Origin of the sequence: Planococcus maritimus, assembly GCF_001687625.2 — a bacterium.
Taxonomy (GTDB): Bacteria; Bacillota; Bacilli; order Bacillales_A; family Planococcaceae; genus Planococcus; species Planococcus maritimus.
This window is the reverse complement of sequence record NZ_CP016538.2, coordinates 1,895,355-1,909,807: the sequence shown is the minus strand read 5'-3', so window position 1 is coordinate 1,909,807 and position 14,453 is coordinate 1,895,355. Positions and strand designations below refer to the sequence as shown.

The 14,453-nt window shown below is 46.5% G+C and carries 15 protein-coding genes; 13 read left to right on the top strand and 2 right to left on the bottom strand.

The window, feature by feature from the left end:
- Positions 1-47 precede the first annotated feature (47 nt).
- The 8 genes from BBI11_RS09655 to BBI11_RS09620 all read left to right on the top strand — a co-directional run bounded on the left by BBI11_RS09655 (position 48) and on the right by BBI11_RS09620 (position 8,800).
- A complete protein-coding gene (locus tag BBI11_RS09655; protein WP_068465719.1) occupies positions 48-845 on the top strand; it encodes a TIGR00282 family metallophosphoesterase in 798 nt (265 codons plus the stop codon).
- A 233-nt stretch (positions 846-1,078) separates the two neighbouring features.
- The gene (locus tag BBI11_RS09650; protein WP_068462776.1) at positions 1,079-1,507 is read left to right on the top strand and encodes a YlbF/YmcA family competence regulator; all 429 of its coding nucleotides are present in this window, start codon (positions 1,079-1,081) and stop codon (positions 1,505-1,507) included.
- A 408-nt stretch (positions 1,508-1,915) separates the two neighbouring features.
- On the top strand, positions 1,916-4,441 hold the full coding sequence (mutS, locus tag BBI11_RS09645; RefSeq protein ID WP_068462774.1) for a DNA mismatch repair protein MutS: 2,526 nt from the start codon (positions 1,916-1,918) through the stop codon (positions 4,439-4,441).
- A 4-nt stretch (positions 4,442-4,445) separates the two neighbouring features.
- The gene (mutL, locus tag BBI11_RS09640) at positions 4,446-6,293 is read left to right on the top strand and encodes a DNA mismatch repair endonuclease MutL (protein ID WP_068462772.1); all 1,848 of its coding nucleotides are present in this window, start codon (positions 4,446-4,448) and stop codon (positions 6,291-6,293) included.
- An 80-nt stretch (positions 6,294-6,373) separates the two neighbouring features.
- Entirely contained in the window at positions 6,374-7,294 is a 921-nt protein-coding gene (locus BBI11_RS09635) for an alpha/beta fold hydrolase (protein WP_068462769.1), read from the top strand.
- Positions 7,287-8,231 (top strand): tRNA (adenosine(37)-N6)-dimethylallyltransferase MiaA, encoded by a 945-nt coding sequence (gene miaA / locus BBI11_RS09630; protein WP_068462767.1) that lies wholly within the window; start codon positions 7,287-7,289, stop codon positions 8,229-8,231. The genes BBI11_RS09635 and miaA overlap by 8 nt, the downstream gene beginning before the upstream one ends.
- An 18-nt stretch (positions 8,232-8,249) precedes the next feature.
- Positions 8,250-8,474 carry an RNA chaperone Hfq gene (hfq, locus tag BBI11_RS09625; protein WP_058380502.1) on the top strand — a complete coding sequence of 75 codons (225 nt, stop codon included), beginning with the start codon at positions 8,250-8,252 and terminating at the stop codon, positions 8,472-8,474.
- 29 nt (positions 8,475-8,503) lie between these two features.
- On the top strand, positions 8,504-8,800 hold the full coding sequence (locus tag BBI11_RS09620) for a rhodanese-like domain-containing protein (RefSeq protein ID WP_068462765.1): 297 nt from the start codon (positions 8,504-8,506) through the stop codon (positions 8,798-8,800).
- A gap of 38 nt (positions 8,801-8,838) precedes the next feature.
- On the opposite strand, the gene BBI11_RS09615 is transcribed toward BBI11_RS09620, so the two are convergent.
- On the bottom strand, positions 8,839-9,447 hold the full coding sequence (locus BBI11_RS09615; protein ID WP_058380504.1) for a trimeric intracellular cation channel family protein: 609 nt from the start codon (positions 9,445-9,447) through the stop codon (positions 8,839-8,841).
- 122 nt (positions 9,448-9,569) lie between these two features.
- Between BBI11_RS09615 and BBI11_RS09610 the strand changes: the two genes are divergently transcribed.
- From BBI11_RS09610 to BBI11_RS09590, 5 genes are all read left to right on the top strand, one after another.
- Positions 9,570-10,790, top strand: a complete 1,221-nt coding sequence (locus tag BBI11_RS09610) for a methionine gamma-lyase family protein (protein WP_418312515.1) — start codon at positions 9,570-9,572, stop codon at positions 10,788-10,790.
- Positions 10,791-10,904: 114 nt separating this feature from the next.
- On the top strand, positions 10,905-11,291 hold the full coding sequence (locus BBI11_RS09605) for a MerR family transcriptional regulator (RefSeq protein ID WP_068462762.1): 387 nt from the start codon (positions 10,905-10,907) through the stop codon (positions 11,289-11,291).
- A 37-nt stretch (positions 11,292-11,328) separates the two neighbouring features.
- A complete protein-coding gene (glnA, locus tag BBI11_RS09600) occupies positions 11,329-12,663 on the top strand; it encodes a type I glutamate--ammonia ligase (RefSeq protein ID WP_068462760.1) in 1,335 nt (444 codons plus the stop codon).
- A gap of 191 nt (positions 12,664-12,854) precedes the next feature.
- Positions 12,855-13,388, top strand: a complete 534-nt coding sequence (locus BBI11_RS09595; RefSeq protein ID WP_068462758.1) for a hypothetical protein — start codon at positions 12,855-12,857, stop codon at positions 13,386-13,388.
- Positions 13,389-13,448: 60 nt separating this feature from the next.
- Entirely contained in the window at positions 13,449-13,652 is a 204-nt protein-coding gene (locus tag BBI11_RS09590; RefSeq protein ID WP_068462756.1) for a hypothetical protein, read from the top strand.
- Between the two features lie 154 nt (positions 13,653-13,806).
- On the opposite strand, the gene lexA is transcribed toward BBI11_RS09590, so the two are convergent.
- The gene (gene lexA / locus BBI11_RS09585) at positions 13,807-14,427 is read right to left on the bottom strand and encodes a transcriptional repressor LexA (RefSeq protein ID WP_068462754.1); all 621 of its coding nucleotides are present in this window, start codon (positions 14,425-14,427) and stop codon (positions 13,807-13,809) included.
- Between the last annotated feature and the right edge of the window lie 26 nt (positions 14,428-14,453).

Sequence of the window (14,453 nt, the reverse complement as noted above, 5' to 3'; positions counted from 1 at the left end):
GAATATCCATTCAAAGAAGCCTTTTTCTTATGGAGAAAGGTGATTGCATGAAAATTTTATTTATCGGGGACATTGTTGGATCAATGGGAAGAGAGGCGCTGGAATCGTATTTGCCGAGGCTCAAGCGTAAATACGCACCGGATGTCGTCATAGCGAATGGCGAAAATGCAGCTGCAGGGCGAGGCATTACCAAATCCATCTACCAAGACTTGCTGTTCATGGGGGTCGACATGGTAACGATGGGCAACCACACATGGGACCAAAAAGAGATTTTTGACTTTATCGACGACGTGGATTATCTGATTCGCCCGGCGAATTTTTCCGAAGAAGCACCCGGCCGTGGCATGGCAACCGTGACGAAAAATGGCAAAACCTTATCGGTCATCAATTTGCATGGCCGTGTCTTCTTACCGGCACATGACGATCCATTTAAGATGGCAGATGAATTGATCGCAGAAGCCAAGCAAGTATCGCCGCTCGTCTTCGTCGACTTCCATGCTGAAGCGACAAGTGAGAAAATTGCGATGGGTTGGCATTTGGATGGCCGTGCATCTGCTGTTGTCGGGACGCACACCCACGTTCAGACGGCGGATGCGAGAGTGCTGCCAGGCGGGACAGCGTATATCTCAGATGTTGGAATGACAGGACCGTACGATGAAATATTAGGCATGAAGCGTGACTCTGTGTTGTATCGTTTCAAGACCAATATGCCGACGCGCTTTGAAGTGCCGAAATCAGGCCGTTCAGTCGTCAGCGGGTTTTTCACGGAAATCGATGACAATACAGGCAAAGCCCTAAGCTGTGAGAGAATTTACATCAACGAAGATTATCCTTTCCAAGCGTGAGCCAGACCTTGTCGAATTAGCGACAATTGCCCAGACAGCTTGTATCTAGCCCTATCCGTTCAGTATAATGAGTAAAGATGAACAAACTCCCGGCTTTGAGACAAAATGGTTGTCGGGTTTATCGGGTTCACTGTACAATCGTAAGCGAACATGTTCTGACAGATAAAGAAAATCAAAATACAGCGTCTGATGCCGGATTTTGGCACTGGACCAGGAAATGGGTGTCTACGGAAATGACTTATACAAAACAGCAAATCGTCGATAAAGCGCGAGAAGTAGCGGACATGATCGCTGAAACAGAAGAAGTCGATTTCTTCAAGCGCGCAGAAGCGCAAATCAATGAAAATCAGCAAATTCGCGAAAAAATTGCCAGCTTGAAAAGTCTTCAAAAACAAGCGGTCAACTTCCAGCATTACGGGAAAGAACGCGCACTTGACTTGATCGAGAAGAAAATCCAGAAAATCGAAGAAGAAATCGATGCTGTGCCGATTGTACAGGAATTCAAGCAATCACAAAGCGACGTCAATTCTCTCTTGCAGATGGTATCAACGGCGATTGCCAACCAAGTGACGAACAATATCATCACCGATACCGGTGGCGACTTATTGCGTGGCGAAACCGGATCCAAAGTAAGAAACGATGGCGGCGGAAGCTGCTCATAATCCACCACGCAAAACGATTTACGCAGTGATCTTATAGAAACTGAAAGAGCCCAGCTCTTTCAGTTTTTTCCAGAGTGTTGAACAAGTCTAGTATCGTCTATTAATGAAAAGAGAATGAGATAGTCCACAATAAAAAAATCAACAAACTCTCTAAGTATTTGGAGAAGCGTTCGCTCGACTCCTGTGGGATTAGCGGGTTTGAGAGACCCCGCAGGAACGAAGTGACGAGGAGGCTCGATACCCGCCCCATGGAAAGCGAGCGATAAGCTTCGGAAAATACGAGTTTTTTACTTTCTCGACAGCCTGATAAAAACTGAAAGAGCCCAGCTCTTTCAGTTTTTTCGTTTCTGCCTGCGAGTTTGTTATAATGGGGGAACGTACAATTGATTGAATGAGAGAGGGTAAACAATGGCACCGACACCAATGATTCAACAATATTTGCAAGTGAAATCCGAATACCAAGACGCATTCTTGTTTTTCCGGTTAGGCGATTTTTACGAGATGTTCTACGATGACGCCATCAAAGCCTCCCAACTTTTAGAAATCACTTTAACAAGTCGTGGCGGCAACGGGGAAGACCGCATTCCGATGTGCGGGGTCCCGCATCATTCCGCGAAAAACTATATCGATCAATTAATTCAAAAAGGTCATAAAGTTGCGGTATGCGAACAAGTGGAAGATCCGAAAACGACCAAGGGCGTCGTTAAACGCGAAGTCGTTCGTCTCATCACTCCCGGCACGCATACCGAAGGCAAAAGTGTCGACGCCAAAGCGAATAACTTTATCGCCGCGGCGGATGAAGTGAAAGGTGGTTTCGGCCTGGCCTATTTAGATATCTCAACAGGCGAATCAACCGCGACCTACATAGCTGGCAATGAAAAAGCATTGCTGAATGAACTGCAAGCATTGCATATTCGAGAATTGGTCGTTTCAGAACAATTGCGCTTATTGCTGGCAGAAGAAGACCAGCAATTGATCTTATCGGTCGAGCATATGGAAGCACCTTTTGAAGCGCAAGCTGCGTTATTCGTCCATTGCCCAAGCGAATTGGAAATGTGCGGCAAGCGATTGCTGGCCTATATCGCAGCGACACAAAAGCAATCACTTGGCCATATCCAGCCGTTTGCATTCCGCGAAAATACACGGATCCTTGGCATTGATTATTATTCGAAACGCAATTTGGAATTGATCGAATCGATTCGTGGCGGAGACAATAAAGGCACCTTATTATGGCTGCTGGACGAAACGGTCACGGCGATGGGCAGCCGGAAACTCAAGCAATGGCTGCATCAGCCTTTGGCGGACCGATTTGCAATTGAAGCGCGCCAGCAAATGGTCGAAGCTCTGATGGATCGCTATTTCGTGCGGGTAGAATTGCAGCAATTATTGAAAGAAGTCTATGATCTGGAGCGTTTGTCCGGTCGCGTCGCATTCGGCAGCGCGAGCGGGCGGGATTTGGCGCAGTTGCGCAATTCTTTAGCTAAAATTCCACTACTCGTGCGCGAGCTGGAGGAGTCGGGGCATGCTTCGCTCGAGCAATTCAGCACCGGGTTGGATCCTTGCCCGGAAGTATGCGACTTGCTGTCGGCAATCAGCGACAACCCGCCTTTATCCGCGAAAGAAGGTGGTATCATCCGCGATGGCTTTAACGCACAATTGGATGAATACCGGGATGCTTCAAGAAACGGCAAAGACTGGATTGCGGAACTCGAGCAAAAAGAACGCGCAAAAACCGGGATCCGTTCCTTGAAGATCGGCTATAACCGAATTTTCGGCTATTATATTGAAATTTCTAAAGCCAATATGCACTTGGCGGACCTTGAACGATATGAAAGAAAACAAACATTGGCCAATGCGGAACGTTATATTACACCAGAATTGAAAGAAAAAGAGACCTTAATTTTAACGGCTGAAGAGAAAAGTTTGACGCTGGAATATGAATTATTCGTCAGTGTCCGCGAGCAAGTCAAAGAGTACATTACACGCATTCAGCAATTGGCATCAGAGGTCAGTGCACTCGATGTCTATATCAGTTTTTCGGAAGTTGCCGAAAAATACCGATTCACTAAACCTGCTTTTAATGACAGCCGGAAGATCTCCATTCGTGAGGGACGTCATCCGGTCGTTGAGAAAATGCTCAATAAACAGCATTACGTACCGAACGATTGTGAACTTGGCGACGATGGCAATATGTTATTAATCACAGGCCCGAACATGTCCGGGAAAAGCACTTATATGCGCCAAGTGGCCTTGACGATTGTTTTGGCGCAAATCGGCAGTTATGTTCCGGCAGCTTCTGCAGAACTGCCAATTGTTGACCAGATTTTTACGCGCATCGGAGCGGCGGACGATCTTGTTTCCGGGCAAAGTACATTTATGGTAGAAATGATGGAGTCGCAATACGCCATCACCCACGCGACCGAACGCAGTTTGCTGTTGTTCGACGAAATTGGGCGCGGCACCTCGACGTATGACGGCATGGCGCTAGCGCAGTCGATGATTGAATACATTCACGAACATATAGGTGCTAATACCCTATTCTCCACGCATTATCATGAATTGACGGCATTGGAAGATACACTTTCGAATCTGAGCAATGTCCACGTTTCCGCCATGGAACAGTCTGGAAAAGTAGTGTTTTTGCACAAAGTGAAGCGAGGGCCAGCGGATAAAAGCTACGGTGTGCATGTGGCGGAACTGGCCAATTTGCCGGAAGAGATCTTGCGCCGTGCGCGCGAGCTATTGCTGAGTTTCGAGGCGGATAACCGCAAAACGCAGCAGCAGGCAGAACAATTATCATTTTTCGATGAACGCGACACAGTAAATGAAGAAGTGCTGCAATCGATTAAAGACGCATCCGTTTCACGCATGACGCCGCTCGAGGCGCTACAAATGATTAACGATCTACAGGAGAAAATAAGCGGGGGAGGTTGATGTTATGGGCAAAATCCGGTTGATGGACGAACCGCTGTCCAATAAAATTGCAGCAGGGGAAGTTGTCGAACGGCCAACTTCTGTCGTCAAGGAATTAGTGGAAAACGCCATCGATGCCGGCAGTACAGCCATTGAAGTACTGCTCGAAGAAGCCGGGCTGACCTCCATTCACATTATTGATAACGGCGCTGGAATGGATGAAGAAGATGCATTATTGTCTTTTTCGAGACATGCCACGAGCAAAATCGAAAACGAACACGATTTGTTTCGCATCCGTACGCTCGGCTTTCGCGGAGAGGCGCTTGCGAGTATCGCTTCCGTGTCGAAAGTTGTGCTGGATACTTCCGATGGAACCTCAGGAACGCATTTGGAAATGGAAGGCGGCCGACTTACTGAACAACGGGCAGGAGCATTGCGCCAAGGAACAGATGTCCGCATTAATCAATTGTTTTTTAATACACCAGCGAGGTTAAAATATATGAAAACCCTGCAGACGGAACTCGGTCATACGATCGACTTGATGAACCGCTTTGCGCTCAGTTATCCAAGGATTTCATTCCGTCTTGTCCATGACGGCAAGCAGCTTCTTCAGACGGCTGGCAGCGGGGAAATCCGCCGCGTGCTGGCGGATATTTATGGAGTGGCCATTGCCAAAAAGATGATTGCGTTTGAAGGAGAGTCCGCCGATTATCAAATCGAAGGATTTGCTTCGCTGCCTGAAATCACGCGTGCCAACAAAAACTATATTTCGTTATTTGTTAATGGTCGATGGGTCAAGCACTACGCCATCGCCAATACGGTGCACAAGGCCTATCATACGTTCTTGCCACTTGAGCGTCAGCCGATTGTCGTCTTGAATATTAAAGGGGACCCGTATTTGACAGATGTCAATGTGCATCCAGCTAAACAACAAATTCGATTAAGCAAAGAAAAAGAATTGCTCGAATTGGTCCACGAAACGATTCGTCGAGCGATTCAAACCGCTGTTCGCGCACCTATCATCGAAAAGCCAAAGCCCATCAAGCAAGCCCCTAGCCGTCAATTGGATTTGTGGAAACGCCCGGTTGAAGAAATGCCGCGGGAGCGTCAGCCGGAGAACAAGCCTACGATGGATTGGAAGCACGATCAGTTACAGGAACGACTAGAAGATTTCCATGTAGAAAAACAAGTTGAACCGGTTGTTGAGCCAGCGCGCGAACCAGTAGAAGAAGTTCGGGGACCTTACGATGAACCGGTAAGCCTGCAAGACCTAGATGACAGCCCGCAATTTCCGGAGCTCGAAGTGGTCGGCCAAATCCATGGAACATATATCGTAGCTCAAAGCTCAGACGGATTTTATTTGATCGACCAGCACGCAGCGCAAGAGCGCATCAAATATGAATTTTTCCGCGACAAGGTTGGCGACATCGATTCCAATGAACGCCAATCTCTGCTATTGCCTTTGACCTTTCATTACAGCCGGGACGAAGCGCTGCATTTAAAAGAGCATTTAGCTGCATTAGAAGAAAGTGGCGTGTTCCTTGAAGAGTTTGGCGATACCACATTCATTGTCCGGGAGTACCCGACCTGGTTTCCAAAAGGTGTGGAGCAAGAAGTCATTGAAGATTTGATCGAACAAGTATTGTCTGAGCGCAAAGTCGATATTAAAAAATTGCGCGAAGATGCGGCCATTATGATGAGTTGCAAACGGTCGATCAAAGCGAATCATTTTTTGCAAAAACACGACATGGAGCGTTTATTGGTCGACTTAAAGCTGGCAGAACAGCCATTTACTTGCCCTCATGGCCGTCCGGTTATTATCCATTTTAAAACTTACGATATTGAAAAAATGTTCAAGCGCGTGATGAATTGACTATCGGGGTTATCTAAAGGGTACGCGGGGAATAGAAAAAGACGCTTCATTATTAGACTACTTAGAAGGGGTGTGAATCGATGAACAGGACCAGTTCCTATATACAAGCTTCGGATGGACACGAACTGTACTGCAGTCTGTACACAGTGGACAAGCCAAAAGGCCATGTGCACATCATTCACGGAATGGCTGAGCACAGCGGCCGTTACGAAGATTTTATCGGATCGCTGAACGGGCAAGGGTTCACCGTCTCTACCCATGATCAAAGAGGGCATGGGAAAACGGCAGAGCGCAACGGAGAGACGGGGTATTTTGCAGAAACGGATGGCTTCTCGCGGGTAGTCGAAGATGCGCGGGAAATCATTCAGTCTATGCAAGCGGAAATCGGCGAACTGCCGTTTACATTGCTGGGGCATTCCATGGGGTCATTTGTCGCTAGGCGTTATTTGCAACTTCACGGCCAAGATGTGGACTGTGCCGTTTTATCCGGCACTGGCGGACACCCGGGAGTTTCGCTGTCTGCAGGCATCGCAGCTGCAAAGAGCTTCAGCAGGCTAAAAGGAAAGGCATCCATCAACCCGATTCTCGGGAAATTGATATTTGGCAGTTACAATAAGGATTTCCTGGATGAGCCATCCAAGTTTTCCTGGTTAAGCCGCAAAGCCGAAACAGTCGCACAATACGAAGCCGATCCCTGGTGCGGATTTGAAATGGCCAATCAATTTTATGTCGACTTATTCGAAGGCTTGGGCATCATCCACCAAATGGACGAAGTTGCCCGAATCCCTAAAAATCTTCCTGTGTTATTCATCAGCGGATCAATGGACCCGGTCGGTGCGAAAGGAAGCGGCGTATTTCAAGCGGCTGCCCAATTCGATAAAGCGGGCATCGAGAACGTGAAAGTCTATATGGCGGAAGAAGGCCGACACGAAGTGCTGCACGAAGTGAACGCTGAAATCTATCAGCAAGTCATTCTTGATTGGATTAATGAATATGGTTGAAGTGATTGCGATTGTTGGCCCGACAGCTTCCGGCAAGACTGCACTTAGTATCGAATTGGCCAAACAGTTTAACGGGGAAATCATCAATGGGGATTCAATGCAGGTTTATCGGGGAATGGATATTGGAACGGCTAAAATTCGTTCGGATGAAATGGACGGTATTGCACATCATTTGCTAGACATCCTAGACCCGGATGAATCGTTTTCAGTGGCTGATTATCAACTGCTGGTCCGTGACAAAATCAAAGAAATCCAGCAGCGCGGCAAGTTGCCGATCATCGTCGGCGGTACAGGGCTATACGTTCAATCAGTACTATTTGATTACCGCTTCCCAAAGCAGCAAGTCGACGAACAATTAAGGCAGGCGCTGCAAGAGGAGCTTGAGCGATTCGGGCCAGACGCGATGCATCGCAAATTGACGGCATTGGATCCGACAATTGATATTCACCCGAACAATACACGCCGCGTATTGCGTGCGCTGGAAATCTTAATCAGTGGTGAAGAAAAAGAAGACGGTAGTTTAGCGCAGTCGCCGATGTACGATGAGCTGATTATCGGCCTCGATGTGCCAAGGGACATATTATACGACCGCATCGACAAACGTGTCGACAAGATGATGGACGCCGGTTTGCTCGACGAAGTCAGAGGCTTATATGACAGCGGACTACGAGATGTTCAATCCATTAAAGCGATCGGCTATAAAGAGCTGTATGGCTATTTTGACGGCGCCTACCCATTAGAAGATGCCGTTGTTCAATTGAAACGCAATTCGAGAAAGTATGCGAAACGCCAATTTACATATTTCCGCAACAAAATGCCAATTCTTTGGTTGGCCTCAGGGGCTGGCCCGGAAAACAATCTGGAAGAAATTAAGCGTTTCTGGCAGGAAAGTGACCGTAATCGTCGAATTGAACAAATGGCCAAAACTATACGCTAGAGAAACAGGGGGAGTTCCATGAAACCGGTTAATATCCAAGATGTCTATTTAAACCAGCTACGCAAAAATAATATTTTCGTCACAGTGTTTTTGTTAAATGGCTTCCAATTAAAAGGAACCATCAAATCCTATGATAACTTTACGGTATTGGTGGAAACAGAAGGCAAGCAACAATTGATCTACAAGCACGCGATTTCCACCTTTTCACCAGCAAAACCAGTATCGATCGAACACCAAGAATAAACAGTTTAAAACAGCAGGAGGAATAATAGATGAAAACAATCAGTACAGATGAACTGAACGAGAAAGTTGTGGCAGGAGACGAGCTCCATATCATTGATGTGAGAGAAGACGACGAAGTCGCAACTGGCATGATTCCTGGTGCTAAGCATATGCCACTCGGTGAATTGCCGGAGCGTACAGCAGAACTCGATCCCGAAAAACAGTATTACCTTGTTTGCCAGGCTGGTGGACGCAGTGCAAAAGCGGCAGAGCATTTAGAGTCGAATGGCTTCCAATCTGTCAATGTCGACGGCGGCATGTCGTCATGGCGCGGCGAAAAAGTGTGAGAATGAGAAAAAGCCGATCGGCATTTGCCGATCGGCTTTTATGATGTCGTGAGAATTTTACGTGTTGGCAATTTCCACTTATACGTATAGGATAAGATTCTTAATGAGGTAATGGCCAAAAACAATGCGTAAAGCATGAAATCGGTCCGGATTACATCAATGCTGATTAATAATCCAGCAATCGCTGCCCAAACAGCGTATATTTCTGCTTTCAACACTAGAGGTTTTCTCCCAGCGAGAAGATCTCGCACCATGCCGCCGCCGGATCCCGTCAACACGGCAGCTACGACTGCTGCATAGACCGGCAAGCCCAGCTCCACTGCAAACAAAGCCCCTTGCACCGCGAAAGCGGACAAGCCGATGGCATCAAAAAAATGGCCCCAGCGATTCCAATGACCAAGTGTCTTGTGGGGAAACAAAAACACGATGGTGATGGAGATGAGCGCCAGTTGGAACATGAATTCCTGTTCCCATAAAGCGGATACTGGGACCCCAATCAATAGGTTGCGGATAGCCCCTCCGCCGAATGCAGTCACAACGCCGAGCAGGTAGACGCCGAAAATATCGTATTCTTCTTCCATGGCGATGATCGCCCCGGATACCGCAAATGCAATGGTCCCGATGGCGCTTAGTACTTCCCAAGCCATTATTCGACGCCCTCCTTAACTTAAACAACTCTATGAATTGTAGCAGAATTGGAGTCATTTTCAAATAGCCAAACGAGCAATCAAACACCACAGAGAAATGGAGATTCCGAATGTTAAATTTGATGAAAAAAACAGAAGATATGATTCGCCCTCAGCTACAAGCTGCCGATGATATCGCCTTAGTTAACCAACAAAAAGTACTCGAAGCATTCCACCGCCAAAAAGTCAGTGATAACCACTTCCACCCGTCTACAGGCTATGGCTATGATGACGAAGGGAGAGACACATTGGAGCGGGTCTATGCCGACGTTTTTAAAGCGGAAGCGGCGCTTGTCCGCCCTCAAATTATTTCTGGAACGCACGCCATCACAATTTCCTTGTTCGGCATCTTGCGGCCAGGAGATGAACTTCTATATATCACAGGACAGCCTTATGACACGCTTGCTTCAATTGTTTCAGGAGGAGATGAAGATACAGGCTCGCTAAAGGATTTCAATATTTCCTATCGGCACGTGGATTTAAACAAAGAAGACAAAGTGGATTGGCCAGCTGTTGAACAAGCCGTTGCAGACAACACCAAAATGATAGCGATACAGCGCTCGAGAGGGTATGATAACCGGCCTTCTTTCACCATTAATGAAATCAAAAGCATGGTTGAAAAAATACGAAAACTCAAGCCGGACGCTGTCATATTTGTCGACAATTGCTACGGCGAATTTGTAGAAACCGAAGAACCCATCGAAGCGGGAGCAGATCTCATCGCTGGCTCGCTGATCAAGAATCCTGGAGGTGGCCTCGCTAAAATCGGAGGTTACATTGCAGGTAAACAAGCTTTTGTCGAAAAATGCGCTTACCGAATGACCTCTCCGGGTATAGGAGGGGAGGCTGGAGCTTCGCTCAATGCGCTCGCTGATATGTATCAAGGGTTTTTTATGGCCCCGCACATCGTCTCGCAAGCGTTAAAAGGGGCAGTTTTTACCGCAGCCTTACTAGAGAATGCGGGTATGAAAACCAGTCCTCATTACAGTGCAGCCCGGACAGACCTCATCCAATCGGTGTCTTTCCAAACTGCTGAACAAATGGTGGCATTTTGCCGAGCAATCCAAGCGAACTCTCCTGTCAATGCACAATTTTTGCCGGAACCGGCTTATATGCCTGGATATGAAGACAACGTCATCATGGCAGCCGGCACATTTGTACAAGGGGCGAGCATTGAGTTGACGGCTGACGGCCCGATCCGCGCGCCGTTTACAGCCTTTGTGCAAGGCGGGTTAACCTATGAACATGTGAAACTAGCAGTGGTCCATGCTTTAAAAACCTTGGAAAAAGAAAAATTACTGTAAAACCGTTCGAAAAGCTATTTAAAATTTAATGTTAGAAAATCTAACATCTGTTTGACAAATAATCTGACATGTAATAAACTGAAAACGTAGTAATTAGTGAAATGGGTGAAACTTATGACAAATCGGGTTCGCCGCACTATGCCCATTCTCCCGATCAGCATCGTAATGCAATTGACGGATTTGACAGCACGGCAAATTCGTTATTACGAAGAGCAACAGCTGATCAGTCCGGCCAGGACAGAAGGCAATAAGCGCATGTTTTCATTGAATGATGTCGACGCGCTGCTCGAGATCAAAGATTATCTGGAGCAGGGACTCAATGTCGCGGGCATCAGAAAATTGTATGAAACAAAAGTAATGCCGCTTAACGACCAAGCCGAGCCGAAAACACTGAGCGACGCAGAGCTTCGCAGCTTGCTGCGCGAAGAGATGAAGCATCAGGCGCGGCCGTTTAGCCAAGCATCACAACGACATGGTGATTTATCCCGTTTCTTTAAATAAGCGGGCTACATAATATAACTAGGAGAGTGAACAGTTCATGAGCAAGTATTCAAAAGAAGACATTATTCGTTTGGTTAAAGAAGAAGACGTCAATTTTATCCGCCTGCAATTCACCGACATTCTCGGCGTTATCAAAAACGTGGAAATTCCGACATCCCAGCTTGAAAAAGCACTCGACAATAAAATGATGTTCGATGGTTCGTCTATCGATGGTTTTGTGCGCATCGAAGAATCGGATATGTATCTATTCCCAGATCTTGATACATGGGTTGTATTCCCTTGGATTACAGGTAAAGGAAAAGTTGCCCGTCTAATCTGTGACATCTACAATGCAGATGGAACGCCGTTTGCAGGAGATCCACGCACAAACTTGAAACGTGTCTTGAAAGAAATGGAAGAACTTGGATTCACTCACTTTAACCTAGGACCTGAACCGGAATTCTTCTTGTTCAAATTGGATGAGCGCGGCGAACCATCGCTTGAGCTGAATGACCACGGCGGCTATTTTGACTTGGCACCGATGGACCTTGGCGAAAACTGCCGACGCGATATCGTTCTTGAACTGGAAGAAATGGGCTTTGAAATCGAAGCTTCCCACCATGAAGTGGCTCCAGGCCAACACGAGATTGACTTTAAATACGCGGATGCCATCAAAGCATGTGACGACATCCAAACGTTTAAACTCGTTGTTAAAACCATTGCACGCAAACACGGTCTTCATGCAACGTTCATGCCGAAACCATTGTTCGGTGTCAACGGATCAGGTATGCACATGAACGTTTCCTTGTTCAAAGGCAACGAAAATGCATTCCTTGATGAAGATGGCGACTTGAAGTTGAGCAAGACTGCTTACCAGTTCATGGCAGGCATCATCGAGCATGCTAAAGCCTTTACAGCTGTTACTAACCCAACAGTCAACTCTTATAAGCGTTTGGTTCCAGGTTATGAAGCACCTTGCTATATCGCTTGGTCAGGTAAAAACCGTAGCCCGTTGATCCGTATCCCGGCTTCACGTGGCTTGTCAACACGCGTTGAAGTTCGCTCTGTAGACCCTGCAGCAAATCCATATTTGGCTATGGCTGTATTGCTCGGCGCGGGTCTTGACGGCATCAAGCGTGACATGACTCCACCAAAAGCAGTGGACCGCAACATTTACGCGATGAACCGCAAAGAACGCAAAGAAGTCGGCATCGAGGACTTGCCAGGCACATTGTATGCAGCATTAGAAGAGTTGCAAGGCGATGAAGTCATGACAAAAGCTCTTGGTTCGCATATCTTAAACAACTTCGTGGAAGCGAAGGAAATTGAATGGGATATGTTCAGAACTAGCGTCCACCCGTGGGAGCGCGAGCAATATTTGAAAATGTATTAATAGCAGAAAGCCGGAGCCGAGTGCTCCGGTTTTTTTATATGGGGAGCCTATCTAGGACTTCTGATGACAGTCATTAGGCAAGCTTATGACGATCAGTGTGAAGATTGCGCCCTTTCACATATACGCTGCTCCGCCTAAACGTGGTAAGATTTTACTTATATGAAAGAACTTTTAATTAGTGGAGGGATAAAATGCGATTTTTGAACATCATCATTGTATTTCTCATTGCTTTTTCGTTTGGCGGAATAGCCTTATACGCCATAGGGCCGAATTTATCATCGGAGGCAGTGGCGCAAAAGGCATTTACGGAACTCGAGCGGAGCGGCAAGATGGAAGACATGATCAGGCAGATAGAGAGCGATCCCGCTGTTTCACGTTACATGGAGGAACTAGAAGGACAAGGCGAATTGTCAGATGAAGTAGAAGATAGCGGCATGGATGTACAGCTTGAAGAAGAGTTTACGGATGACACAGCAGACATAGAAGCCGACACTGCTGCGCCTGAGGCCGGTCAAGAAGAACTGGCTTTTGAAACCAAAGAAGACGCAGCTAGCGTTATGATGGAAAAAGTCGGTTTCCGTAACTTGCTGAAAATGAAGAACGCAGTTGAAAACGATACAATGACAGCCGAACAAGTCATGAACGAACTTGATGACGATTTAAATGAGGAAGAAATGCTGGCCCTGAAAGTGATGATTTTCAAGGAATGGCAAAACCGAAATTAAGGCTTTATTTATGCTACACTGATAAATGCATATCCATTCATGCTGAAGGGAGGAATCTTGGTGAAAACGTTTCAAGTAGAATTCTTCTTTGATCAAGGAAACACCATTTTGCATACAGTCAAAGCAATCGATAAGGAATCCGCCATAAGCCAAGTGCCATCAAACGGCACTTACGAATTGACGGATGAAGCAAATGGCAAGATATATCGCATCACCATCAACCTGGTAAAATACATTGTTGTAACGGAAAAACCATCGAATTAAACGATTTGGGCAGCTGGGGGCTAGAAGCTTCCAGCTGTTTTTATTAATAATTAGGTTACATAAGATGATTATAAAACATGAAAAACGATAGAAAAAAGGAGGAAGTCATGCTTTCCTCCTTTTTTCTATCGTTTTTTGAATTGAAGCTGAGTGTTTAATGAATTTGACGGTAGACGCCGACGACTTTCCCAAGAATGCTTACCTGGTCAACGATAATCGGGTCCATCGATGAATTTTCAGGCTGCAACCGGAAGTAGTTGTCTTCACGGAAGAACCGTTTAACTGTCGCTTCATTTTCTTCTGTCATGGCAACAACGATATCACCATTGTTTGCCGTTTGCTGTTGTTTGACTACAACGTAATCACCATTTAAAATACCGGCTTCAATCATGCTTTCGCCCATGATTTCAAGCATGAAAATATGGTCTTCTTCCGTGCCGTATGTTTGCGGCAGTGGGAAATATTCTTCAACGTTTTCGATCGCAGTGATCGGCATTCCGGCTGTAACTTTCCCGATGAGCGGTACATGAAGGACCGGGCTCTTATCAATCAGCGCTTCTTCGGAGCCGATAATTTCGATGGCTCTTGGTTTAGTTGGGTCACGGCGGATCAAGCCTTTACTTTCGAGTCTCGCTAGATGGCCGTGAACAGTCGAACTGGATGCAAGACCGACCGCTTCGCCGATTTCACGAACGGATGGCGGATAGCCTTTTGCACGGACTTCATCTTTTATGAAATTCAGGATGTCTTCCTGACGCTTAGATACTTTTTTCACCAGTTTCACCTCTTTATAGGATTTAT

What these genes read in the sequence shown, in the direction of transcription:
- BBI11_RS09655 (WP_068465719.1), top strand. Translation starts at nt 48, where the DNA reads ATGAAAATTTTATTTATCGGGGACATTGTTGGATCAATGGGAAGAGAG.
- BBI11_RS09595 (WP_068462758.1), top strand. Translation starts at nt 12,855, where the DNA reads ATGCGATTTTTGAACATCATCATTGTATTTCTCATTGCTTTTTCGTTT.
- BBI11_RS09615 (WP_058380504.1), bottom strand. Translation starts at nt 9,447, where the DNA reads ATGGCTTGGGAAGTACTAAGCGCCATCGGGACCATTGCATTTGCGGTA.
- miaA (WP_068462767.1), top strand. Translation starts at nt 7,287, where the DNA reads ATGGTTGAAGTGATTGCGATTGTTGGCCCGACAGCTTCCGGCAAGACT.
- hfq (WP_058380502.1), top strand. Translation starts at nt 8,250, where the DNA reads ATGAAACCGGTTAATATCCAAGATGTCTATTTAAACCAGCTACGCAAA.
- mutL (WP_068462772.1), top strand. Translation starts at nt 4,446, where the DNA reads ATGGGCAAAATCCGGTTGATGGACGAACCGCTGTCCAATAAAATTGCA.
- BBI11_RS09620 (WP_068462765.1), top strand. Translation starts at nt 8,504, where the DNA reads ATGAAAACAATCAGTACAGATGAACTGAACGAGAAAGTTGTGGCAGGA.
- glnA (WP_068462760.1), top strand. Translation starts at nt 11,329, where the DNA reads ATGAGCAAGTATTCAAAAGAAGACATTATTCGTTTGGTTAAAGAAGAA.
- mutS (WP_068462774.1), top strand. Translation starts at nt 1,916, where the DNA reads ATGGCACCGACACCAATGATTCAACAATATTTGCAAGTGAAATCCGAA.
- BBI11_RS09610 (WP_418312515.1), top strand. Translation starts at nt 9,570, where the DNA reads ATGAAAAAAACAGAAGATATGATTCGCCCTCAGCTACAAGCTGCCGAT.
- BBI11_RS09635 (WP_068462769.1), top strand. Translation starts at nt 6,374, where the DNA reads ATGAACAGGACCAGTTCCTATATACAAGCTTCGGATGGACACGAACTG.
- BBI11_RS09605 (WP_068462762.1), top strand. Translation starts at nt 10,905, where the DNA reads ATGACAAATCGGGTTCGCCGCACTATGCCCATTCTCCCGATCAGCATC.
- BBI11_RS09650 (WP_068462776.1), top strand. Translation starts at nt 1,079, where the DNA reads ATGACTTATACAAAACAGCAAATCGTCGATAAAGCGCGAGAAGTAGCG.